21 protein-coding genes are annotated in these 21,246 nt (G+C 74.2%); 11 read left to right on the top strand and 10 right to left on the bottom strand.

Translation table 11 applies throughout. The annotated features are described in order from the left end of the window. Window position 1: 1 nt before the first annotated feature. Genes ACP6CK_RS12550 through ACP6CK_RS12535 form a run of 4 tightly spaced genes read right to left on the bottom strand, consistent with a single transcriptional unit; the run spans window position 2 to window position 3,071 of the window. Window positions 2-1,396 (bottom strand): CheR family methyltransferase, encoded by a 1,395-nt coding sequence (locus tag ACP6CK_RS12550; RefSeq protein ID WP_426959311.1) that lies wholly within the window; start codon window positions 1,394-1,396, stop codon window positions 2-4. Continuing rightward, complete coding sequence (locus ACP6CK_RS12545) at window positions 1,393-1,995, bottom strand: chemotaxis protein CheW (RefSeq protein ID WP_426959310.1); 603 nt, start codon at window positions 1,993-1,995, stop codon at window positions 1,393-1,395. The genes ACP6CK_RS12550 and ACP6CK_RS12545 overlap by 4 nt, the downstream gene beginning before the upstream one ends. Further along, entirely contained in the window at window positions 1,934-2,698 is a 765-nt protein-coding gene (locus ACP6CK_RS12540; RefSeq protein WP_426959308.1) for a hypothetical protein, read from the bottom strand. The genes ACP6CK_RS12545 and ACP6CK_RS12540 overlap by 62 nt, the downstream gene beginning before the upstream one ends. Window positions 2,699-2,705: 7 nt before the next feature. After that, window positions 2,706-3,071 (bottom strand): hypothetical protein, encoded by a 366-nt coding sequence (locus ACP6CK_RS12535; protein WP_426959307.1) that lies wholly within the window; start codon window positions 3,069-3,071, stop codon window positions 2,706-2,708. A gap of 130 nt (window positions 3,072-3,201) precedes the next feature. Between ACP6CK_RS12535 and ACP6CK_RS12530 the strand changes: the two genes are divergently transcribed. Together ACP6CK_RS12530 and ACP6CK_RS12525 are read left to right on the top strand one after the other, a co-directional pair. Further along, window positions 3,202-4,494 carry an ArgE/DapE family deacylase gene (locus tag ACP6CK_RS12530; protein ID WP_426959305.1) on the top strand — a complete coding sequence of 431 codons (1,293 nt, stop codon included), beginning with the start codon at window positions 3,202-3,204 and terminating at the stop codon, window positions 4,492-4,494. A 285-nt stretch (window positions 4,495-4,779) separates the two neighbouring features. Beyond that, window positions 4,780-5,748 carry a Bug family tripartite tricarboxylate transporter substrate binding protein gene (locus ACP6CK_RS12525; RefSeq protein WP_426959304.1) on the top strand — a complete coding sequence of 323 codons (969 nt, stop codon included), beginning with the start codon at window positions 4,780-4,782 and terminating at the stop codon, window positions 5,746-5,748. Window positions 5,749-5,760: 12 nt separating this feature from the next. Here the strand turns inward: ACP6CK_RS12525 and ACP6CK_RS12520 are convergent, their stop codons facing one another. From ACP6CK_RS12520 to ACP6CK_RS12505, 4 genes are read right to left on the bottom strand one after another with little or no spacing between them, the layout of a single operon-like run. Continuing rightward, window positions 5,761-7,842 (bottom strand): hypothetical protein, encoded by a 2,082-nt coding sequence (locus ACP6CK_RS12520; RefSeq protein WP_426959302.1) that lies wholly within the window; start codon window positions 7,840-7,842, stop codon window positions 5,761-5,763. Further along, window positions 7,842-10,544: a DUF4159 domain-containing protein gene (locus tag ACP6CK_RS12515; RefSeq protein WP_426959301.1), complete on the bottom strand. Its 2,703-nt coding sequence runs from the start codon at window positions 10,542-10,544 to the stop codon at window positions 7,842-7,844. The genes ACP6CK_RS12520 and ACP6CK_RS12515 overlap by 1 nt, the downstream gene beginning before the upstream one ends. Window positions 10,545-10,560: 16 nt before the next feature. Further along, on the bottom strand, window positions 10,561-11,472 hold the full coding sequence (locus tag ACP6CK_RS12510) for a DUF58 domain-containing protein (RefSeq protein ID WP_426959300.1): 912 nt from the start codon (window positions 11,470-11,472) through the stop codon (window positions 10,561-10,563). After that, window positions 11,465-12,466 carry an AAA family ATPase gene (locus tag ACP6CK_RS12505; protein ID WP_426959298.1) on the bottom strand — a complete coding sequence of 334 codons (1,002 nt, stop codon included), beginning with the start codon at window positions 12,464-12,466 and terminating at the stop codon, window positions 11,465-11,467. The genes ACP6CK_RS12510 and ACP6CK_RS12505 overlap by 8 nt, the downstream gene beginning before the upstream one ends. A gap of 246 nt (window positions 12,467-12,712) precedes the next feature. On the opposite strand from ACP6CK_RS12505, the gene ACP6CK_RS12500 reads away from it, so the two are divergent. The 7 genes from ACP6CK_RS12500 to ACP6CK_RS12470 all read left to right on the top strand — a co-directional run bounded on the left by ACP6CK_RS12500 (window position 12,713) and on the right by ACP6CK_RS12470 (window position 18,770). Then, window positions 12,713-13,240, top strand: a complete 528-nt coding sequence (locus ACP6CK_RS12500) for a DUF1285 domain-containing protein (protein ID WP_426959297.1) — start codon at window positions 12,713-12,715, stop codon at window positions 13,238-13,240. Continuing rightward, on the top strand, window positions 13,237-13,860 hold the full coding sequence (locus tag ACP6CK_RS12495) for a CoA pyrophosphatase (protein ID WP_426959296.1): 624 nt from the start codon (window positions 13,237-13,239) through the stop codon (window positions 13,858-13,860). Before ACP6CK_RS12500 ends, ACP6CK_RS12495 begins: the two co-directional genes overlap by 4 nt. 90 nt (window positions 13,861-13,950) lie before the next feature. Next, complete coding sequence (gene ltnD, locus ACP6CK_RS12490) at window positions 13,951-14,844, top strand: L-threonate dehydrogenase (RefSeq protein WP_426959295.1); 894 nt, start codon at window positions 13,951-13,953, stop codon at window positions 14,842-14,844. A 44-nt stretch (window positions 14,845-14,888) separates the two neighbouring features. After that, complete coding sequence (locus tag ACP6CK_RS12485; protein WP_426959294.1) at window positions 14,889-15,209, top strand: hypothetical protein; 321 nt, start codon at window positions 14,889-14,891, stop codon at window positions 15,207-15,209. Then, window positions 15,206-16,504, top strand: coding sequence for a CCA tRNA nucleotidyltransferase (locus tag ACP6CK_RS12480; RefSeq protein WP_426959293.1), 1,299 nt, complete (start codon window positions 15,206-15,208; stop codon window positions 16,502-16,504). The genes ACP6CK_RS12485 and ACP6CK_RS12480 overlap by 4 nt, the downstream gene beginning before the upstream one ends. Before the next feature lie 37 nt (window positions 16,505-16,541). Beyond that, on the top strand, window positions 16,542-16,943 hold the full coding sequence (locus ACP6CK_RS12475; RefSeq protein ID WP_426959292.1) for a DoxX family protein: 402 nt from the start codon (window positions 16,542-16,544) through the stop codon (window positions 16,941-16,943). Window positions 16,944-17,012: 69 nt separating this feature from the next. Beyond that, complete coding sequence (locus ACP6CK_RS12470; RefSeq protein ID WP_426959291.1) at window positions 17,013-18,770, top strand: ABC transporter ATP-binding protein; 1,758 nt, start codon at window positions 17,013-17,015, stop codon at window positions 18,768-18,770. 55 nt (window positions 18,771-18,825) lie between these two features. On the opposite strand, the gene ACP6CK_RS12465 is transcribed toward ACP6CK_RS12470, so the two are convergent. After that, window positions 18,826-19,488, bottom strand: coding sequence for a tyrosine-protein phosphatase (locus ACP6CK_RS12465; protein ID WP_426959290.1), 663 nt, complete (start codon window positions 19,486-19,488; stop codon window positions 18,826-18,828). A gap of 91 nt (window positions 19,489-19,579) precedes the next feature. Between ACP6CK_RS12465 and ACP6CK_RS12460 the strand changes: the two genes are divergently transcribed. Further along, complete coding sequence (locus ACP6CK_RS12460; RefSeq protein WP_426959289.1) at window positions 19,580-19,777, top strand: hypothetical protein; 198 nt, start codon at window positions 19,580-19,582, stop codon at window positions 19,775-19,777. 2 nt (window positions 19,778-19,779) lie between these two features. Beyond that, on the top strand, window positions 19,780-20,007 hold the full coding sequence (locus tag ACP6CK_RS12455; protein WP_426959288.1) for a hypothetical protein: 228 nt from the start codon (window positions 19,780-19,782) through the stop codon (window positions 20,005-20,007). A gap of 90 nt (window positions 20,008-20,097) precedes the next feature. On the opposite strand, the gene ACP6CK_RS12450 is transcribed toward ACP6CK_RS12455, so the two are convergent. Further along, window positions 20,098-21,123 (bottom strand): aspartate-semialdehyde dehydrogenase, encoded by a 1,026-nt coding sequence (locus ACP6CK_RS12450; RefSeq protein ID WP_426959286.1) that lies wholly within the window; start codon window positions 21,121-21,123, stop codon window positions 20,098-20,100. Window positions 21,124-21,246 lie beyond the last annotated feature (123 nt).

The following is a 21,246-nucleotide window of genomic DNA, read 5'->3' as shown; positions in this document are numbered from 1 at the left end:
CTCAGCCCTCGGGCGCCCAGGGGTGGGAGCGGGCGAGCCGGAGGAGTGCCGACGCCGTCATGCCATCGCCCTCCTCGAGCACCGTCTCGCCGGGCAGGGCCCGGGCCAGCCGCACCGCGTTCGCGACGGATCGCCGCCCCGCCTCCGCCCGGCCCGTGGCGAGCAGCAGGAGGCCGAGCTGGTAGTGCGCCGTGACGAAGCCCTTGTCGAGGTAGAGGGCGCGGCGCAGGGCGGCCTCGGCCGCCGCGGCATCGCCGCCCGCGAGGGACACCATGCCGTCGAGGTAGTGCAGCGCGGGCTCCGTCGGGGCCGCGGCCAGCGCGGTCCGCAGGGTGCGGCGGGCGGCCTCGAGTTCGCCGCGGTCGGCCTGGGCGCGGACCGCGTCCCGCACGGCCCGGCCAGCGGGCGGAAGACGCGCCGGCGCGGTGGGGCGTGGTGCGGGCCGGGGCTCGGGAGGTGGCACCGCTGGCCGGGGAGGCGGGGTCCATGCGGGCCACGGCAGGATGGGCGGAGGCTGCGGCGGTGGCGGTTCCGCCACGCCGGGGCGCCAGGCGGTGGCGCCGGGCAGCGCGATCGGCCGCAGGAACTCGGCGAAGGCCGGATTCGGCTCCGCATGGCCGAGCAGCAGCCAGCCCTCCGGATCGAGCCGCGCACCGAGCGCGCGCACCACCCGCGTCACCGTGTCGTGGTGGAAGTAGATGAGCACGTTCCGGCAGAGGATCAGGTCCCAGGCGAGCGGATCGATCGGCGCCGGCTCCTCCAGCAGGGAGAGGAGGTTGCCGTGCTCGAAACGCACGAGGGCGCGGTGCTCGGGCCGGAGCTGCCAGGCCTCTCCGTCCCGGATGAAATCGCGTTCGCGCTCGGCGGGGTCCATCCCGCGCAGCGCCCAGGGGCTGAACCGGCCGCGGCGCGCGGCCCGCAGCGCCGCCTCGCTGATGTCGGTGCCGAGGATCCCGATCCGCCACGTGCCGAAGAGGTCGCCCAGCATCCGGCGGAGAAGGATCGCCACGGAATACGGCTCCGCCCCGGTGGCGCAGCCCGCGCTCCAGACCCGGATGCTCCGCTCCATCGCCCGGCGGGCGAGGATGTCGGGCAGGATGGTGTCGCGCAGCGCGGCGAACTGGCCCGCGTCCCGGAAGAAGAAGGTCTCCCCGATCGTGACCTCCGCCTCCAGCGCCGCCCATTCCGCGGCGGCGGTGGCCGGGCCTTGCAGACGCGCGAGGTAGGCCGTGCCGTTGCGGTCCCCCGTCTCGCGGATGCGGCGGGACAGCCGCTCCCACAAGGCGGCGTCCTTGTCGGCGTAGTAGTGGTGGCCCGTGCGGGCGATCACGAGGTCCTTCAGGCGCGGGAAGGCCGGATCATCGGGCGCGGCGGGCAGGCCGCGGCCCGGGGTCACGCGGACCCGTCCGGCGATCCCCGTGCGCCCGCCCAGGCATCCAGCCGCCGCTGCGCCGTGGCCGAGAGGTCGGCCAGGATCGCCGCCTCCTGCGCGAGAAGCACTTGGCCGGCATCGAGCAGGTGCGCCGTCCCGCCATCGGACTCCAGCTCCGCGACGATCAGGCCGCCGAGGGAGTGGGCCGGATCGACCGGGCGCGGCGGGACGCCGCCGGCGGGCCACACGTCCAGCACCCGGTCCACGAGAAGCGCCCGCGGCGGACCCGCCAGCAGCAGGAGGTGGGCATAGGGACCGATCTGCGTGCTCCCGGCACCGAGCAGCGCCGCGAGGTCCAGCACGGGAACGGCGGTGCCGCCGAGGTTCATGAAGCCCGCCAGCGGCCCTGGCAGGCCCGGCGGCGCGTCGAGCCGCGGGAGAGGCAACAATTCCCGCACCGCCTCGCGCGGCAGGGCGCAGTTCGTGCCGGCCGTGGCGAAGAGAATGAAGGCGGCGGGCGGAGCGGCGTCGGACAGCGGGCGGATCAGCCGGGCTGGCGGCTCACCAGCCGCGACGGGGGCGGGCGCGGGTCGCGGCCCGTGCCTCGGCCGGGGCCACGGCACCGGCCGGCCGCCCGGCATCGAAGCCGAGGAAGCCGATTTCCGGCCGCGGCGTGCCGCCGTCGCCGGCGAAGAGCCGCGCGCGCGTCGCGCCGGCGGCCAGCGGCGTGCTGGGGCTGGACGGCACGCCGCCCCGGGGCGGGTCGCTCAGGTTGCGGGGCAGGCTGCGCGGCACGTCGTCCGCCATGGGGGAGGGCGGGGCCGGGCCGTCGTCGGACCCGGCCTGCTCGGCCTCCGCCGGGGCGCCGCGGCGGCCGCGCGCCTGGCGACCCGGTCGCGCCGCGGGCTCCCGCGGGGCGACGGTCGGGCCGCTGCCGGCGCTGCCGCGGGCGGACAGAAGGTAGAAGGCGATCTCGTTGCGGCCTTGGTCCACCGCCGCGTCGACCGGCGTCAGCCCGAGGGCGTTGCGTGCGTTGAGGTCGGCGCCGCGGCCCATCGCCTCCCGCGCCGCGGCCATGTCGCCGCGGTTGATGGCATCGAACAGCGCGGCGTTGGGGGCAAGGGAGCCGCCCGGCGTCTCGGCTGGGATGGGCTCCGGGGCACGGCGGCCGGCGAGGCCCGGCAGGGCGGGCGGCGGCGTGCGGGGCCCGGAGGAGGGACGCTGCTCCGGCATGATCGGGCCGCGCAGCTGGCTGCCCGTGGTCTGGGCCGCCGCCGGGACGGCGGCGGCAAGGAGGAGCAGGGTGGGCAGGAGGGCGCGGCGCATCCCCGCCCTATAGCGAGGCGTGGGCCGGGCAGCCATCCCCGCGATAGGAGAAGCCCTCCACCCGGCCCGCCCGCAGGGCGAAGGTGAGGTCGCACTGGACCGGGACGTAGGCGGCGGGAGACCCGACCCAGGCCCGGGCCCCGTAGAGGCCGCGGCCGTAGAGGAAGGTGTCGCCGGGCATCGCGACGTTCCGGCGCTCCTCGAACTGGAGGAAGCGCTGGCCGCCCGCGTCATAGGTGCGGACCGGCACGCCGAGGCTGCCGACCAGCTCCGCCTCGGAGCGGCCGACATAGGTGGCGAGGCGTTCCGGCAAGGTCGGGCCGGTCGCGCAGGCGGCGAGGAGAAGCGGGGCGAGGAGAAGGGCGCGCATCATGATGGTGAGATGGGGGCCGGCGTGCGGTGTGGGAAGCGTCTGATCCGCCGCTGCACAACAATCCCGGCGCCCCGCTGGCGCCCTCGCTCCGCAGGGATCACCATCGCGCAAACTGGAACAGGACGCTGTTATGCCCGATCCCGCCCTCCTCGACCGCCTGCGCCGTGCGGTGGACGCCGGCTTCGACGCGGAGGTGGCCTTTCTCGGCGACATCGTCCGCTTCCCCAGCCTGCGCGGGCAGGAGGCGCCGCTGCAGGACTGGATCGCGCGGTGGATGGCGGGAAGGGGATATCAGGTGGACCGCTTCACGCTCGCGGATGTACCGATGGCCTCGCACCCAAAGGCCGCGCCGATGGTGGACGTGGATCCGGCCGGATCGGTGCAGGTGGTGGGCACGCGCCGCGCGCGCAACGCCGGCGGCCGCAGCCTGATCCTGCAGGGCCACATCGATGTGGTGCCGGAAGGACCGGCGGAGATGTGGACCCATCCTCCCTACGCCGCCGTGGTGCGCGACGGCTGGCTGTACGGCCGCGGCGCGCATGACATGAAGGCCGGCGTGGCCGCCATGATCTTCGCCATGGAGGCGCTGAAGGCCGCCGGCCTGGCCCCCGCCGGCGACGTGCACGTGCAGACCGTCACGGAGGAGGAGAGCACCGGCAACGGCGCGCTCGCGACCCTGCTGCGGGGCTATCGCGCCGACGCGGCCCTGATCCCCGAGCCGACCGGCGGCACCATCACCCGCGCCCACACCGGCACGCTCTGGTTCCGCCTGCGCGTGCGCGGCGTGCCCGTGCACGTCATGATGGCGGAGGCCGGGACGAACGCGATCCTGTCCGCCATGCACCTGATCCAGGCCCTGCAGGCGCACACGGTGGAACTGAACCGCGCGGCCGAGGGAGACCGCTGGTACGGCGAGGTCAAGAGCCCGATCAAGTTCAACCCCGGCATCATCCGTGGCGGTGACTGGGCGTCGTCCACCCCCGCGTGGTGCGAGGTGGATTGCCGCATCGGCCTGCTGCCGACCATGGAGGTGGCCGAGGTCATGGCGGGCGTGGAGCGCTGCATCGAGGCGGCGCGCGCCGGCGACAACTTCCTGGCCAACAACCCGCCCGAGGTCACCTGGCACGGCTTCCAGGCCGATGGCTACGTGCTGGAGCCGGGCAGCGAGGCAGAGCGCGTGTTGGGCGCAGCCCACGAGCAGGTCTTCGGCGCGCCGATGGAGGAGCGCCGCTCCACCGCCGTGAACGACACGCGCTACTACGGCCGCTACTTCGCGACGCCGGCCCTCTGCTACGGCCCGCGCGGCGAAGGCGCGCACGCCTTCGATGAGCGGACGAACCTGGAGGCGCTGCGGCAGACGACGCTCTCCATCGCCGCCTTCATCGCCGATTGGTGCGGGGTGGAGGAGGTGTCTGCGGCCTGATCCGTTGATCGGGTGACTCCGGGGGAGAGAAGGAATTCTCTCCCCCGGGCCCCCACTCATCTTCCTTTGTCAGGCTGCCGCGGAATTCGGCAATGGGCTCCCGCCTCCGGATTCCGCGGCAGCCTCACAAGAGAAGATGAGGGTTGAGAGGTTCGGGGAGAGGGAGAATTCCTTCTCCCTCTCCCCGAAGTCACCGTAGCAACGGGTCAGATCTTCAGGGCTGAACGCCTCGTTCGCCTGCCTTCCCATCGTACGCCAAGAACGAATTTTTCGGAGGGAACATCCATGACCTTTCATGCCGGGCGTCGCGCCCTTCTGGGAAGCCTGTCGCTTGCGGCGCTGCCGGCCCAGGCGCAGGAGGCGTTTCCCGCACGCCCGATCACCATCCTGAACGCCTATGCGGCCGGCGGGCAGACCGACATCGCCGTGCGCCTGACGGCCGATCGGCTGGCGACGGCGATCGGCGGGCGCGTGGTGGTGGAAAACCGCGTGGGCGGCGCGACCTCGATCGCCTCGACCGCGGTCGCGGCGGCGCGGCCGGACGGGTACACGCTGCTCGCCGGGACGAGCTCGCTGGCCATCAATCCGACGTTGCAGCCCCGGCTCACGCCGCGCGATCCGATGGCGGAATTGACGCCGGTCGGGATGGTGTATCGCGGGCCGTTCGTGTTCCACGTCTGGCCGGGACTGCCCGCACGGACGCTGCCGGAGTTCATCGCCTACGCGAAGGCGAATCCGGGCAAGCTGAACTATGGCGGCGTCGTCGGCACGGTCGTGCATCTGGCGACGGAGATGCTGTGCCAGCGGGCCGGCATCGAGATGACCGCGGTTCCGAACCGGGGCGGGGTGGAGGGACTGCTCGACCTTCAGGCCGGGCGCATCCACTGCAACTTCCAGTCTCCTGTGGAAGCGCTGCCGTCCTTGCAGGACGGCAAGACGCGGGCGCTGGCCATCTCGTCCCGCCAGCGCCTGCCGAGCCTGCCAGATGTAGCGACGGTCGCGGAAACCCTGCCGGGATTCGAGGCCGTGCTGTGGCTGGCCCTCTTCGCGCCCCCCGGCACGCCCGCGCCGGTGGTGGACCGGATTTCCTCCGCCCTCAACACCGTCACGGCGGACCCGGATTACCAGGCGCGCATGACCGCGATCGGCCTGGCGGCCGAGAGCGGCGGCCCGGCCGAGGTGCGGACGCTGCTGGCCGAGGACACCGTCAACTGGCGCCGGGTCATCACCGAGGCGAACATCCAGACGAACTGAGGCGGCGCGGCGTCAGCGCCCTTCCTGCCGCCACGCCACCACGGCGACCCCAAGCACCAGAAGCAGGGCGAGCCAGGGCGGCAGCAGCGGGAGGGCGGAGATGCCCGTCACGGTGTGATCCTCCCGCCGGACAAGGCCGATCCAGCCTGGGCCGGACGCGTCACGGCCAGCGGAGACGCGGCGCAGATCGGGCACGGCGCTGCCGTCGCCCAGCCATCGCACCGCGCCGCCGGATGATGTGACGATGGGCTGGATGCGCGCGGGATCGGCGCGCAGGTCGGCGATCTCCGGCGGGTTGCCGGCCTCGGCGGCGGCGAAGGCGGTGCGGGTGCCGTCCGTCGCGCTCCACACGCCGGCGCGGGTGGCCGGGACCTCCACCACCGCGCGGCCGCCCGAGGCGCGTTCCGGGGTCTGGCGCGTGACGGTTCCATCCGGCGCGGTGACGCTGAATTCGGGCGGCGCGGCATCGGACAGGCTGCGGCGCGTGACGGTCAGGCGGCCGCCCTGGATGGACGCGGTGAGGTCCTCTTCCTCCAGCTCCGGCTCCCGCATCAGCCAGTGGGCGATGCGGCGCAGCAGTTCCGCCTGCGGGCCGCCGCCATCATGGCCGCGGGACCACAGCCAGATCTGGTCGGACAGCAGCAGGGCGACGCGCCCCTCGCCCACACGGTCCAGCACGAGAAGCGGCGCGCCGTTCGGGGCATTCATCACCGTCGCGCCGCTGCGCGCATCGGCGCGGAGGTGGCGGTACCAGCGACCCCAGGTCGCCTGGGCGACGGCGGTGGCGTTGGCGCCGGTCAGGCCCTCGGTCACGGGGTGGCGCAGGCCGGTTTCGGTGACCTGGGCGCGGAACGCCGTTTCCGCCATCGCCTGCCCGCCGCCCACCGGCCGCGCGGGCAACACCTGCCCGAGCGGTGTGATCGCGAGGGAGGAGGAGCCCGTGAATTCCGGCCCGACTGAGAGCAGCAAGGCGCCGCCGCCGCGCACGTAGTCCGCGATGTTCCGCAGGTATTGCGGCGGCAGGATCCCGCGGTTGGAGAAGCGGTCGAAGACGATCAGGTCGAAGTCGCGCAGCTTCTGCTGGAACAGCTCCCGCACGGGGAAGGCGATCAGCGCCAGCTCGTTCAGCGGCGTCAGGTCATCCTTCTCCGGCGGGCGCAGGATGGTGAAGTGGACGAGGTCCACGTTCGGATCGGCCTTCAGCAGGCGGCGCCAGGTGCGCTCGCCCGCATGGGGCTCTCCCGACACCAGCAGGACGCGCAGGCGGTCCCGCACGCCGTGCACGGTGACGACGGCGGTGTTGTTGACCGTGCTGACCTCGCCCGGGCGCTCCTCCGCGGTGATCTCGATGACGGAGGTGCCGCCGCGCTCGATCGGGACGGTGATGCGGTGCTCGCGGCCGGGGACGACGCTCTCGCTGCGCGGCGCGGCGCCGTCGCGGCGGATGGAGAGCCGAACGGGGGCGGTGGCGTTGGCGGCGCCCAGGTCCTCCACCATGAGGCGCAGGTCCACGGAGCGGCCGACGATCCCGAAGCCCGGCGCCTCGATCACGCGCAGGCGGCGATCCACCTCCCCGGCTCGGCCGGGCATCAGCAGGTGCAGCGGCGCGTCGTTCGGGAAGCTCCGCGGGACGTCATGCGCCTGCCCGTCGGTCAGCGCGACGATACCGGCGAGGCGGGCGCGGGGGATGTCGGACATCGCCCGCTCGATCGCGGTGAAGAGGCGGGTGCCCTGGTTGCCGCCCTCCTCCACCGTCACGGTGCGGAGCTCCAGGTCCGGCAGGCGGCCGGCGCGGGCCTCAAGGGCGGCGCGGGCGGCGGTGATCGCGGCCTCCCGGCCCGCCACGGTGGTGGAGGCGGAGCGGTCTACGGCGAGCAGCGCGATGTCCGGCCGCGTCTCCCGCGTCTGCTGCACGAGGCGCGGGTTGGCGAGGGCGCCGAGGATGAGCAGGAAGGCCGCCGCCCGCCACCACGCCCCGCGCGCGCGGCGGATTAGCGCCGGCACCACCGCGAGCAGCGCGACCGCGGCCAGTGCCGCCAGCAGCGGGAGCGGCAGAATGGGCGCGAGGTCGATCGAGGAGAGGGTGCGGGTCATCAGTTCCCCAGGCGCTCCAGGATCGCCGGCACGTGCACCTGGTCACCCTTGTAGTTGCCGGTCAGCGCGTAGATCACGAGGTTGACGCCGAAGCGGTAGGCCAGCGTCCGCTGGCGCGCCCCGCCGGGCATGACGGCGTAGGGGTTCTGTCCCCGGCCATCGACGGCCCAGGCCGAGGCCCAGTCATGGCCGCCGATGATGACGGGAGAGACGCTGTCATTGGCGCGATCCACTTCCCGCGCCACCCAGACCTGGCCCCCTGCGTAGCGGCCGGGAAGGTCGGGCAGGAGATAGAAGGCGCGCTTCAGCACGTGGTCGTCGGCGATCGGCGCCAGCGGTGGCACCTGGAGGTTCCGCGTGATCCGCCGCAGCGCGACGTCGGCGCCGAGCGAGACGCCCTCGCCCGAACCCTCGTTGCGCGTGTCGAAGAGGATGATGCCGCCGTTGCGCATGAAGGTGTTCAGCGCGGCGACCATGGCTTGGTCCGGAGAGGGCGCGTCCGGCAGCACGACCCAGTAGAGCAGCGGGTAGAAGGAGAGGTCATCCTGCCCCGGGCGGATGGCCACGGGCTCCGCGAGGCCGGCGGCGGTGCGGCGGTTCACGTAGTCGGACAGGCCCACCAGTCCCTGGCGGGAGACGTCGTCCGTCTGGGTGTCACCGGTCACGACATAGGCGAGGCGCGTGGCGAGGGCTGCGGCGCCCTCCTGCGCGAAGGCCGCGCCGGGCATCAGCAGCGTCAGCGCCACGGCCGCGGCGCGCACCCGCAGGCCGAGGCCCCGGGATTGCAGCGACAGCAGCAGGTCCACCGCCAGCAGCAGCAGCGCCGCGGCGAGCAGCCAGGGACCGAGGTCGCGCTCCGCCGGCACGCCGCCAATGGAGGTGACGCGCGCGCCGGAGGGCGGGGCCGCGATCTCCCGGAGCGCGGGGACATGGGCGGAGAGGTTCAGGGCGCGGCGCTCGCCGCCCTCGCCTGGGGTGCCGTACCAGCCCGGCGGGTTGCGCGGAGATGGCATGGTCGCGTCCAGCCGCGCCGCCGGGATCGGACCGGCGGCGGGCGGCGGGGCGCCGAGGCGGCCGAAGCCGTCCAGCGTCTCCACCGGCGCGAGCGGCGCCTCGCCCTCCGAGCCGGCCACGCCGGAGGAGAGGGCGACGAGCCGCCGGAGCATGTCGATGAAGAGGCCGGAGAGCGGCAGGTCCGACCAGTCCGCGTTGGCAGTCACATGGAACAGAACGATCCGCCCGGCGCCGCGATTCTCGTAGGTGACCAGCGGCGTTCCGTCCGCCAGCCGCGCCCAGGACCGCTCCGCCAGGCGGGGCACGGGCTCCGCCAGGACCTGGGTCGTGACCGTCACCTCCGCGGGGGGTGTCAGGCCAGCGAAGGGGCTGCCCTCCGGGAAGGCGGCGAGGGTCTGCGGGCGCTCCCAGGACAGGGCGCTGCCGAGGGCGCGCTCCCCCGCGCGGAGCGGCACGGGCAGGAGGGAATCCCCGCGCTCCGCGGTGCGGGGGCCGGCGAAGCGCAGCAGCAGCCCGCCGGCCTGCACGAAGCGGGAGACGGCCTCGATCTCCGGCCCCTCGGCCAGGGGCCGGTCGGCCAGGACCAGCACGGCCAGGCGGCGGGAGAGCAGCTGCTCCAGCGTGCCGCGGCGGATCTCCGCCGTCGGGGAGAGGGCGCGGTCGAGGTAGTAGAGCGCGCCCGTGAGCGGCGCGTCGGCCGCTTCCTCCTGCGCGGCGAGCAGGCCGACGGGGCGCCGGCGGAAGCGCTCGTCCAGCAGGACGACGCCGGCGGCGCCGGGCGGGGCGCCGTTCACGCCCTCCAGCTCCAGCCGCGTCACGGCGTTGCGGATCTCGATCGGGAGTTCCAGCGGCGCCTCGGCCTCCGTGGCGCCGGCGGGCAGGTTCAGCACGGCGCGGCCGAGGCCGCGGCCATCGGCGGTGAGCGCGATCACGCCCGCCTCCGCCGTCGGGCCGCCGGGGGCACGGCGCAGGCCGAGCACGAGGCGGTCCGCCTCGGCCCGCGGCGGCGTCAGGACGCGGGCGGTGCCGGGCGCGCCGCGCGCGACCTGCAAGGGGCCGGCCGCGGCCAGAGCGCGCATGAGGCCGGTCCCGTCATCGGCGTGGCTCAGGCCATCTGTCACGAAGAGGCTCGCGAAGCCCGTGCCGTCCCGCCACGTCTCCAGGGCGGAGAGGGCGGCGGCGCGGTCGGGCGCCCAGGGGCGAGGGCGGAGGGCCGCGAGGCGGGCGCGCGCCTCCTCGGCCGGCATCCAGCCGGTGGGGCGGGGCGGATCGCCGGTCTCGGAGGGGGCCGTGGCGAGGATGGCGACGCGCCGCTCGGCCCTGGCGGCCCCGTCCAGCGCCGCGGTGGCGACCGCCGCGCGGTCCGGCCAGTCCGTGGCGGAGGCCCAGCCATCGTCCAGCACGATCAGCAGGGGACGGGATTCCGCATCGCCCGCGGCCGCGTTCCACACCGGGCGTGCGAGGCCGACCACGATCAGCGCCGCCGCGACGAGGCGCAGCAGCAGCAGCCACCAGGGCGTGCGGGCCGGCGTTTCCTCCGCGACCGGGAGGTCGCGCAGCAGGCGCGCGGGCGGGAAGGACTGGCGCCGCGGGGCCGGCGGCGTGACGCGCAGCAGCCACCACAGCCCGGGCAGGAGGATCAGCGCCAGCAGCAGCCAGGGCGCGGCGAAGGTGATGGCGCCGGTCAAGAGGCGGTTCCGTTCATCATCGGGCCCCCTGCGGGGCCAGCGCCTGCCAAAGCGCCAGCAGCGCGACGCCGGGCGGCTGGTCCGTGCGGTGGGAGAGCAGCCGGAAGCCGAAGGAACGGGTGATGTCCGCCACCCCAGCCCGGTGCGCCGCCAGCCGCTCGGCGTAGAGGTCGCGGATGCCCTCCACCCGCGGCACCAGCGCGGACTCGCCGGCGCCGGGAGGCTCGAAGCGGACGCGGCCCAGATAGGGCAGGCTCTCCTCCGCGGGGTCGAGCAGGGAGACGAGCGTCACGCGGGCGCCCGCGGTCGCGAGGGGAAGGAGGGATTCCCGCAGCTCCGCCAGGGGCGCCAGGAAATCGCCGAAGAGCACCGCCCGGGCGTGGCGCGGGAGGGATTCGTCCGCCGGGGGAAGGTTCAGCGACTCCAGCCGCATCGCCAGGCCGGGTAGCGCGCCGCGGCCGGACACCGAGCGGCCGCCACCGAGCAGCCGCACCCGCTCCCCCCCGCGCAGGAGAAGCGAGGCGAGGGCGAGGAGCAGCAGGTCGGCGCGGGCGCGCTTGGTCGGCCGCGCGGCGCCGCCGGTCCAGTCCATTCCCGGTCCGGCATCGCGCCACAGCGCGACGGTCTGCGCGGATTCCCACTCGGTCTCGCGGAGATAGAGGCGGTCGGACTTCGCGCTCTGCCGCCAATCCACGCGGGAGGCGTCGTCCCCGGGCAGGTAGGGCCGGAACTGCCAGAAGGCGTCGCCCTGTCCCGAGCGGCGGCGGCCGTGCACGCCCTGCAGCACCGTCGCGGCCACCCGCTCCGCGCTGACCACCAGGGGCGGCAGGCTGGCGGCCGCGGCCTCGGCCGCGAGCGCCGGGGCAGGCTTGGGCGACCGCGCCTTGGCCAGGGAATCGATTGAGGCCGTGGGAGCGCCGCTAGCCAAGATCGGCCTTCAGGGCGCCGATCACCTCGGACAGCCGCACGCCGTCGGCGCGGGCCGCGAAGCCGAGCGCCATGCGGTGCCGGAGCACCGGCTCGGCCAGCGCCAGCACGTCGTCCAGGCTGGGGGAGAGGCGGCCATCCAGCACGGCGCGGGCCCGCGTGGCGAGCATCAGCGCCTGGGCGGCGCGAGGACCGGGGCCCCAGGAGAGGTGCTTCCGCACCATCTCCAGCGTCGCCGTCTCCGGCCGGGCGCCGCGGACGAGGCGGAGGATGGCGTCCAGCACGGCCTGCCCCACGGGCAGGCGCCGGATGAGCTGCTGGGCGGCGATCAGCTCCTCCGCGCGCAGGGCGGCGGCGGGGCGGGGCTCCTCGGCGCCGGTGGTCGCGATCAGCATGGCCCGCTCGGCATCCTCGTCGGGATAGGTGACCTCGATCTCCAGCAGGAATCGGTCCAGCTGCGCCTCGGGCAGGGGGTAGGTGCCCTCCTGCTCGATCGGGTTCTGGGTCGCGAGCACGTGGAACGGCGCGGGCAGGTCGATGATCTCGCCGCCCACGGCCACGCGCCGCTCCTGCATCGCCTGGAGCAGGGCGGACTGGGTGCGGGGGGAGGCGCGGTTGATCTCGTCGGCCATCAGGAGCTGGCAGAAGACCGGGCCGCGCAGGAAGCGGAAGGCGCGGCGGCCATCCGCGCCCTCGTCCAGCACCTCGGAGCCAAGGATGTCGGAGGGCATGAGGTCCGGGGTGAACTGCACCCGGCGGGAATCGAGGCCCATGACCGTGCCGAGCGTCTCGACGAGCTTCGTCTTGCCGAGGCCCGGCACGCCGACCAGCAGCATGTGCCCGCCGGAGAGAAGGGTGACGAGGGACTGCTCGACCACCGCCTCCTGTCCCAGGATCACCTGGCCTACGGCGGCGCGCACGCGGGCGAGGCGTGTCGAAAGGGCCTCGGCCTCGGCCACAATCCGCTCCGCATCCGCCTGCACCACTTCAACCATCGCCGGCCCCTTTCCATATTGCCCGCCGGTTACACCCGTCCGGCCCACCCCCTGAGCGAGTCCAGAGATGGAGGCGCGCTCGCGGAAAGGGAGGGTAGGGCCCCCGGATGGCGCGGAGGAAGCGGCATGACGCCTGGATTGCAGAGCGAAGCGGGCACGAAATCGCGCGCGCAAAGCCCCGCCCCGCCCATAGTCGCGCCGGCATCGGCCCCCCGGCGGCCGAAGGCCGAGTGCGGCGATTTCCGGATGCGGATCGCGCGCGACGGCACCTGGTACTACCAGGGCAGCCCGATCGGCCGGAAGGAACTCGTCTGCCTCTTCTCCACCGTGCTGAAGCGGGAGGCGGATGGCAGCTACTGGCTGGAGACGCCGGTGGAGCGCGGCCGGATCGAGGTGGAGGATGCGCCCTTCGTCGCGGTGGAGCTGACCTGGGGCCACTGCTGCAACGAGGATGGCTGCGGCCATCCGGAAGGAAAGCCGACCGGCCGGGCCAACCGCCCGGCCCGGCAATGCCTGACCTTCCGAACCAACCTGGACCAGATGGTCACCGCGGACATGCAGCACCCGATCCGGGTGGCGGTGGACCCGGTGACGCGGGAGCCGCGGCCCTACATCACGGTGCGCCCGGGGCTGGAGGCGCGGATCAGCCGCCCGGTCTTCTACGAGCTGGTCGCGCTCGCCCAGCCCGAGACGGTGGACGGGCGCGAGGTGATGGGCGTGTGGAGCGAGGGCGTGTTCTTCGTGATCGACGACAGCCCGCAGCACGAGGCGTGAGTGTCGGGCTGCCGGTCGCGCTCCCGCCGACGCTCACCGCCGCCGATATCGAGCCCCGCCTGACGGATCCGGCCCGGCTGGCCCGGCTGGCGCCGAGCGAGAGCGACGAGGTCTGGCGCGTGGCGCCGGGGACCAACCGGCAGGCGGCGGTGCTGGTTCCGATCATCCTGTACGACGAGCCGGCGGTGCTGCTCACGCAGCGGGCGGCGACGCTCTCCGCCCATGCCGGGCAGGTGGCCTTTCCGGGCGGGCGGATCGAGGCGGGCGAGACGCCAGAGGCCGCCGCCCTGCGCGAGGCCGCGGAGGAGGTGGGGCTGGACCCCCGCCTGCCCCGCCTGATCGGCCGCCTGCCGGAGCACCTGACCGGCACGGGCTTCCACGTGACGCCCGTCATGGCCCTGCTGGATCCGCCGCTCGCGCTGACGCCCGATCCGGCGGAGGTGGCGGAGGTGTTCGAGTATCCGGTCGCCCGGCTGCTGGATCCGGCCGCGCCGGAGCGGCGCAGCGGCGTGTTCCGCGGCGTGGCGCGCCAGTTCTGGGCCTGGCCGCACGAGACGCAGACGATCTGGGGCGCGACGGCCGCCATCCTGCGGAACCTGGCGATCGCCCTGCGGGACTGACCGGCCGCGTGACCGCTCCCAGCACGCCGCCCCCTGTCAGGCGAGGGCGTGACGCGGCACGATCCGGCTGATCGGGGAGGGGACTGTGTGATGGCTGGGACGGCCTGCGTGATCGGCCTGGGCGCCATGGGCTGGGGGGCCGCGGCCTCGCTGCTGCGGGCCGGCATCGCCCTGCGCGGCGTCGACTTGCGGGAGGAGGTACTGGACCGCCTGACCGCCGCCGGCGGCACCGCCGCCCGCAGCCCGGAGGAGGGCGCGCGGGGTGCCGACGCGCTCTTCGTCTTCGTGGTGAACGCGGACCAGACGGAGGCGGTGCTGTTCGGGCCCGATGGGGCCGCGTCGGCGCTGACCCCGGGCGCCGTCGTCCTGCTCTGCGCGACCATGTCGCCGGCGCGGACGGAGGCGATCGCGGGACGGCTGTCCGGGATGGGGCTGCTCCCGCTGGACGCGCCGGTCTCCGGCGGTGCCGCGCGGGCGGAGCGGGGGGAGATGACCGTGATGGCCTCCGGCGCGCCGGACGCCTTTGCCCGGGCGGATCCCTTCCTGAAGGCGGTGGCGACGAAGGTGTATCGGCTGGGCGACGCGCCCGGCGCGGGCAGCCGGGTGAAGATGGTGAACCAGCTCCTCGCCGGCGTGCACATCGCGGCGGCGGCGGAGGCGATGGCGCTCGGCGCGCGGGCCGGGATCGATCCGGTGGTGCTCTACGAGGTGATCACGAACTCGGCCGGGGCGTCCTGGATGTTCGGGGACCGGGTGCCACGCATGATGGAGAGCGACCCCGCGCCGCGCTCGGCGGTGGCGATCTTCGTGAAGGACCTCGGCATCGTGCGGGAGGCGGCGGCCGCGCTGGGGGCGGAGGCGCCGATGGCGGAGGCGGCGCTGGCGCGGTTCCGGCAGGCGGCCGGGGCCGGGCTGGGCGGGGCCGATGACAGCGCGGTGGTCCGCACTTATCCGGGCGGGGAGGCGGTGGCGCGGAAGGGCTGACCCGCCCTGGCCGCGGGGGCTCTGAGACCGCATATCGTTCGTACATGCCCTACCTCATCGAGGCGCTGCTCTTCCTCGCGCCCTTTGCCCTGTTCCTGCTGTGGACCCGACTGAACCCCCGTCAGGAGGCGGGGACGCCGTGGCTGCTGCTGGCCCTGGTGGGCCTGGTGCTCTCGATCGGGGCGGCGGCCTGGTACGGGCTGTCGCGCAGCATGGCGCCGGGCACGGCCTATGTGCCGCCCTCGCTGCAGAACGGGCACATCGCGCCGGGTCACGCCGATCCCCTGCGTCCGCCCGGGGCCTGGCCGCCGGTAGGCCCGCGCGCGCCGGTTCCACCGCCCTATGAGGGACCTCCGGCCCGGTGAGTGGCGAGCTGGACCCCCCGGCCGCGCGTATCAAGCCGCCGGAGGTGCTGCGGCAGGCGGCGCCGGCGGCGGTGCTGGCCGCGCTGCCCGGCGCGCGGGCGGTGGGCGGCGTCGTGCGGGACGTGATCGCCGGGCGGCCGGTGGCGGATGTGGACGTGGCCGCGCCGATGCCGCCCGACGAGATCGCGCGCCGGCTGGAGGCGGCCGGGCTGCGCGTGCACGAGACCGGGCTGTCCCACGGGACGGTCACGGCCGTGCTGGCCGGCCAGCCCGTTGAGGTGACGAGCCTGCGCCGCGACGTCTCGACCGATGGCCGCCACGCGGTGGTGGAGTGGACGACCAATTGGCGGGAGGACGCGGCGCGGCGGGATTTCACCATCAACGCGATGTCGCTCTCGGCCGAGGGCGAGCTCTGGGATTACTTCGGCGGGCGAGAGGACCTCGCGGCGGGGCGGGTGCGCTTCGTCGGCGATCCCGCGACGCGGCTGGAGGAGGACCATCTCCGCGCCCTTCGCTATTTCCGCTTCCAGGCGCGCTACGGGCGGGGGAAGCCGGATGCGGCGGCGGTGGCGGCGATCCGGGGCGCGGTGCCGAAGCTCTCCCGCCTGTCGGTCGAGCGGGTCTGGATGGAGGTGAAGCGGCTGCTGTCCGCGCCCGATCCGGCCGCGGCGGTGGCGCTGATGGACGAATGCGGCGTGCTGTCGGCGATCCTCGGCCCGCTGCTCTTTCCGGACCGGATCCTCGCGGCGCTGTCGGCGATCGGTGCGCCGACCGACGCGCTGCTGCGCTTCCACGCCATGCTCTGGACCACCGCCGGGGATGCGGCCCGGCGCCTTCGCGCGTCGGGGGATGAGACGGAGCGGCTGCGCGACCTCTACCGCGTCGGCCACGCGCTCTTCCCGATGCAGCCGGCCATCGCGGAGGACTCCCTGTCCGACGACGAGCTCCGCCGCCTGCTGGCCGAGGAGGAGACGGCCACGGTGCGGGACGCGGCCTGGGTGCGGGAGGCGCTGAACCGGGCCTGGGCGTGGCAGGGGCCGGACGACGCGGCCTGGGCGCGGTTCCGGGCGCGGGCGGAGGCCACGCCCCGCCCCGTCTTTCCCCTGAGGGGGCGGGACGCGATGGCCCTCGGCCTGCCGGGCGGCAAGGCGATGGGGGAGGCGCTGGCGGCCGTGCGGCGCTGGTGGCTGGAAGGGGGCTGCACGGCCGGGGCCGAGGCCTGCCGCGCCCGATTGGCGGCCGTGATCGCCGATATTCGCGGCGGAACCTTTCCGCCCGTTCATGAGCCGGGTTAGGCAGGGGCTCAACCGCCGCGAATCGGAACCCCGACGCATGTTCGACTCCCTGGCCGTCACCTGGGCCCCGCGCCTTCTCTCCGTGCTGCGGATCGTCGCGGCGATCATCTTCATGCTGCACGGGACGCAGAAGATCCTCGGCTTCCCGGCCCCTCCCGGCTCCGGCCTGCCGGCGATGATGACGATCTACTGGTGGGCGGGCATGCTGGAGCTGGTCGGCGGCGCGCTGCTGCTGGTCGGCCTGCTGACGCGGCCGGTGGCGTTCATCCTGGCCGGCGAGATGGCCTTCGCCTACTTCATGGGTCATGCGCCGCGGAACTTCTATCCCGTGCTGAATGGCGGCGACGCCTCCATCCTCTACTGCTTCGTGTTCCTCTACATCTCGGCGGCCGGCCCGGGGCCCTGGAGCCTCGACGCGGCGATGCGTCGCCGGGTCTGACGGTCCCTGGCCGCGGGCCCCGGCCCGCGGCTTTGCGTGGGCGGGCCGGCTGCGCTAACCGGCCCGCCCATGGCCCGCCCCTTCGATCCCAGCACCACCCGCGCCCTTCTCGCGCGGCTCTGGCGGGACCAGGTGCGGCATCACCGGCGCGGCATCCTCGTCGCGCTGCTTTGCACCGGGCTGGTGGCGGGGCTGACGGCCCTCTACCCCGTGGTGATCCAGCAGGCCTTCGACAGCTTCGCGGCCGGCGACAGCCGGATCGTCTGGGCCATCCCGCCCGTCATCATCCTCGTCACGCTTGCCAAGGCGCTGGCCCAGTACGGGCAGGCCGTGTCCATCCAGTCCGTGGTGCTGCGGGTGATCGAGGGCTTGCAGAACCGCCTCTTCCACGCCCTCACGCGCGCCGATCTGGCGCGCGTGGCGCGGGAGGCGCCAGCCCGTCACGCCGCCCGCTTCACCGCCGACGCCGCCGCGATCCGGGAGGCGCTGACGAAGGCCATCAACGGCATCGCGGACGTGCTGACGGTGGTCGGGCTCGTCGGCTCCATGGTGTGGCTGGACTGGAAGATGTCGCTCGTGGCGGCGCTGCTCTATCCGGTGGCGGTGGTGCCGATCCTGCGGCTGGGCAAGCGGATCCGGCGCGCCTCCGGCGGGATGCAGGAGCGGGTGGGCGAGGCGGCCGCGACGCTGACGGAGAGCTTCTCCGCCGCGCGAGTCGTGCGCACCTATCGGCTGGAGGAGGCGGAGGAGGGGCGCGCGGCGCAGACCTTCGCGAATCTCCGCTCGTCGCTCCTGTCGATCGCGCGGACGCGCGCGAGCCTCGATCCGATGCTGGAGGCGCTGGGCGGGATCGCGGTGGCGGGGGTGCTGGCGATCGTCGGCTGGCGCGTGAGCCAGGGCGAGGGGACGGTTGGCGAGTTCACGGGCTTCGTCGCGGCCCTGCTGATCGCGGCCCGGCCGGTGCGGGCGCTGGGCAGCCTGAACGCGGCCTTGCAGGAGGGACTGGCGGGGCTGTCGCGCGTGTATGCCGTGGTGGATGCGCGTCCGACCATCACCAGCCCGCCCGGCGCGCCCGCCCTGCCGTCCGGGGGCGGCCGCATCGTCTTCGAGGACGTGCACTTCACCTATGAGGCAGGCGTGGTTCCGGCAATCCACGGCGTGACCTTCGCCGCGGAGCCGGGGCAGACCGTCGCGCTGGTGGGGCCATCCGGCGCGGGCAAGTCCACGGCGCTCGCACTGGTGCCGCGGCTGTACGACGTGACGGGCGGCCGGGTGGTGCTGGACGGCGCCGACGTCCGCGGCGTGTCGCTGGAGAGCCTACGGGACGCGATCGCCTATGTCGGGCAGGACGCGACGGTGTTCGACGACACGGCCTTTGCCAACATCGCCTGCGGCCGTCCCGGCGCGACGCGCGCGGAGGTGGAGGACGCGGCCCGTGCGGCGGCAGCGCACGAGTTCCTGGCGGCGCTGCCGGGGGGCTACGACACGGTGCTCGGCCCGGGCGGGGCGCGGCTTTCGGGCGGGCAGCGGCAGCGCGTGTCGCTGGCCCGCGCGCTGCTGCGGAACCCGCGCGTGCTGCTGCTGGACGAGGCGACGAGCGCGCTGGACACGGCGAACGAGGCGGCCGTGCAGGCGGCGCTGGCCCGGCTGCGCGCGGGGCGCACGACGCTGGTGGTGGCGCATCGCCTGTCCACCGTGCGGGACGCCGACCTGATCGTGGTGCTGGAGGGCGGGCGCGTGGCCGAGACGGGCACGCATGCGGCGCTGGTGGAGCGGGGCGGGGTCTATGCCGGGCTGGTGCGGGCTCAGGCCTTCGCCCAGGCATAGCGGTGTGCCGGGCACCTCGGCCGCATCGAGCCGGCCGGCAGTCCCGACGACGGTGTCACTCCCGCCGCAGCACGCCGTCCACGAGGCGGTCGGCCCAGGGGCGGCTCTGGAATTCGGCGCGGAGCGCGGTCTCGTCGTATTCGTCCCGCACCCAGTCGAGGAAGGGAAGGCGGCCTTCCGCGTCCCAGGCGTAGCGGTGAAAGAAGGCGTCCAGAATCCCGGTGCGGGACGCCGCGATGTGGCCCCAGCGCGGGTGGAGCTGCGCCAGGGCATCGGCGCTGGCGCCGCCGTTCAGCAACAGGAAGAGGCCGGCGGCGAGGCCCGTGCGATCAGCCCCTGACTTGCAGTGGATGAGGGCGGGTTCCTGCATGGAGGCGTAGATGCCAGCCAGGCGGAGGATGCGGTCCTTGTGGGGCGCGCCGCGGCTCTCGAAGGGGGCATCGATGTGGTCGAGGCCGAGGAGGGCGGCCGCGGCACGCGAAAGGGCGTCGGAGCCACATTCCGGGCGGTGGCCGCGCAGATTGATGACAGTCTTCAGGCCGAAGCGACGGGCCGCGTTGCGGAGCTGCCAGGGCTGGGGGTGGTTGGAGCGGTAGAGCCGGCCCGGAACCACGATGCCCCAGTTGCGCCAGCCCGTGCGCAGGGCGGCGTGGTCCACGAACAGGGAATTCACCAGGGCGGCGCGGCGCCCGGCCGGGGTGGTCAGGTCCTGCGGCATGGCCGGGGCTTAGGGCAGGGGCCGGGAGGGGGCAACGCCGGACGCCGCCGGGGCGTTACCCCCTGGCACACAGAGAGGAGGACGCCGCGCCATGTCCAAAGCGCACCTGCCCCCCGTCCCGCCGGAGAACCGATCGCCCCACGGGGGCAACAATGCCGGCGAGGGCGAGCTGCCGCCCGCCCTGGCGAAGGAAACGATCAAGCAGCGGAACATCAACAAGGACCAGATGCACGAGGAGGGGAACATCCGCCAGAACACCCACAACCAGGGCTACCAGCAGGACCGCTGACCATGGGCGACAAGCACAACAAGAACGAAGAGGGCACCGACCGTTCCGGCGGCGGGCCCGGCAGCGCCCACCAGGGCGGCAACCACGGCCATACGCATCGCAAGGGCGGGCAGACCATCGCCGGTCCGGCCACGAGCGACGAGAAGAGCCATGTTTCGGGCGGCGGTGGTGAGCGGGACAGCCACCACACGCATGATCCGGAGAAGAAGGGCGACCGGAAGGGGTACTGACCCTTCGCGGGCGCTACGCCCGGCGCCAGACCCCAATTCGCAAAAATAGATGGGGGACCGGGGGAATACCTTCCCCCGGCCTTTCTTGCTTCAGGCCGCCATCTTGAGTTGCGGCAGGGCCTCGGCGATCTGGACCGCGTTCAGGGCGGCGCCCTTCAGCAGCTGGTCGCCGCAGACGAAGAGATCGAGGCCGCGATCACCGAATACCGGGTTGGCGCGGATGCGGCCGGCCTCCACGTCGTACTTGCCGCTGGCCGTGAGCGGCATGGGATAGAGGGCGTTGGCCGGATCGTCGGCCAGCACCACGCCGGCGGCCTTGGACAGGACCTCGCGCGCCGCCTCCGGGGTGACGGGGCGCTCGGTCTCGATCGTCACCGCCTCCGCATGGGCGCGGAGGGTGGGGACGCGGACGGCGGTGCAGGAGACCAGCAGGTCTGGCAGGCCCATGATCTTCCGGGTCTCCCAGGTGACCTTCATCTCCTCCCGCGTGTAGCCGTTGGGCTGGAAGCTATCGATGTGCGGGATGAGGTTCAGGGGCAGGGGGTGGCGGAAGACCTCGTTCTTCGCCCGCTGGCCGGAGAAGGGCTGGCCGGTGGCGGCCATGGCCTTCAGCCCGTCCTCCAGCTCCTGCATCCCCTCCGCCCCGGCGCCGGAGGCGGCCTGGTAGGTGGAGACGATGACGCGCTTCAGGCCGAAGGCGGCGTGCAGCGGGGCGAGGGCGACGACGAGGATCGCCGTGGTGCAGTTCGGGTTGGCGATCAGGCGGGCGTTGCCGGCCGCGGCCGCATTCACCTCGGGCACCACCAGGGGAACGTCCGGGTCCAGACGGAAGGCGGAGGAGTTGTCCACCACGACCGCCCCGGCCTCGGCCAGGCCGCGGGCATGGGCCTTTGACCAGTCGCCGGAGATGGAGAGGAGCGCGAGGTCCAGGCGCGGCGGCTTCGCCGGGTCGTGGGCCTCGACGGTTTTCTCCCCGAAGGGGGTCTTAATTCGGGTGCCGGCGGAGCGGGTCGAGGCGAAGAGGCGGAGCTCGGTCACCGGGAAAGCCCGGTCCGCGAGCACCTGCACCAGTTCCTTGCCGACGGCGCCCGTGGCGCCGAAGACCCCAACGCGCATCTTTTCAGTCCTCTTGCCGGAGAGTGGCAGCGCCTCATAACGCGCGCGGACGCGGGATGCGAGACGTTCCGTCCGCGGGGCAGGGGCGCCCGGCGGGCGGGGCCGGAACGGTCCGCGGGGCGG

The organism is Muricoccus radiodurans (assembly GCF_050154705.1).
Lineage (GTDB): Bacteria > Pseudomonadota > Alphaproteobacteria > Acetobacterales > Acetobacteraceae > Roseomonas > Roseomonas radiodurans.
The sequence above is the reverse complement of the archived record's forward strand: the minus strand, read 5'-3'. Positions and strand labels throughout refer to the sequence as shown.

Bases quoted from the DNA above. Each gene is read 5' to 3' on its own strand.
- ACP6CK_RS12450 (WP_426959286.1), bottom strand. From the start codon at position 21,123: ATGCGCGTTGGGGTCTTCGGCGCCACGGGCGCCGTCGGCAAGGAACTG.
- ACP6CK_RS12525 (WP_426959304.1), top strand. From the start codon at position 4,780: ATGACCTTTCATGCCGGGCGTCGCGCCCTTCTGGGAAGCCTGTCGCTT.
- ACP6CK_RS12475 (WP_426959292.1), top strand. From the start codon at position 16,542: ATGTTCGACTCCCTGGCCGTCACCTGGGCCCCGCGCCTTCTCTCCGTG.
- ACP6CK_RS12470 (WP_426959291.1), top strand. From the start codon at position 17,013: ATGGCCCGCCCCTTCGATCCCAGCACCACCCGCGCCCTTCTCGCGCGG.
- ACP6CK_RS12520 (WP_426959302.1), bottom strand. From the start codon at position 7,842: ATGACCCGCACCCTCTCCTCGATCGACCTCGCGCCCATTCTGCCGCTC.
- ltnD (WP_426959295.1), top strand. From the start codon at position 13,951: ATGGCTGGGACGGCCTGCGTGATCGGCCTGGGCGCCATGGGCTGGGGG.
- ACP6CK_RS12540 (WP_426959308.1), bottom strand. From the start codon at position 2,698: ATGCGCCGCGCCCTCCTGCCCACCCTGCTCCTCCTTGCCGCCGCCGTC.
- ACP6CK_RS12485 (WP_426959294.1), top strand. From the start codon at position 14,889: ATGCCCTACCTCATCGAGGCGCTGCTCTTCCTCGCGCCCTTTGCCCTG.
- ACP6CK_RS12505 (WP_426959298.1), bottom strand. From the start codon at position 12,466: ATGGTTGAAGTGGTGCAGGCGGATGCGGAGCGGATTGTGGCCGAGGCC.
- ACP6CK_RS12460 (WP_426959289.1), top strand. From the start codon at position 19,580: ATGTCCAAAGCGCACCTGCCCCCCGTCCCGCCGGAGAACCGATCGCCC.
- ACP6CK_RS12535 (WP_426959307.1), bottom strand. From the start codon at position 3,071: ATGATGCGCGCCCTTCTCCTCGCCCCGCTTCTCCTCGCCGCCTGCGCG.
- ACP6CK_RS12500 (WP_426959297.1), top strand. From the start codon at position 12,713: ATGCGGATCGCGCGCGACGGCACCTGGTACTACCAGGGCAGCCCGATC.
- ACP6CK_RS12455 (WP_426959288.1), top strand. From the start codon at position 19,780: ATGGGCGACAAGCACAACAAGAACGAAGAGGGCACCGACCGTTCCGGC.
- ACP6CK_RS12530 (WP_426959305.1), top strand. From the start codon at position 3,202: ATGCCCGATCCCGCCCTCCTCGACCGCCTGCGCCGTGCGGTGGACGCC.
- ACP6CK_RS12465 (WP_426959290.1), bottom strand. From the start codon at position 19,488: ATGCCGCAGGACCTGACCACCCCGGCCGGGCGCCGCGCCGCCCTGGTG.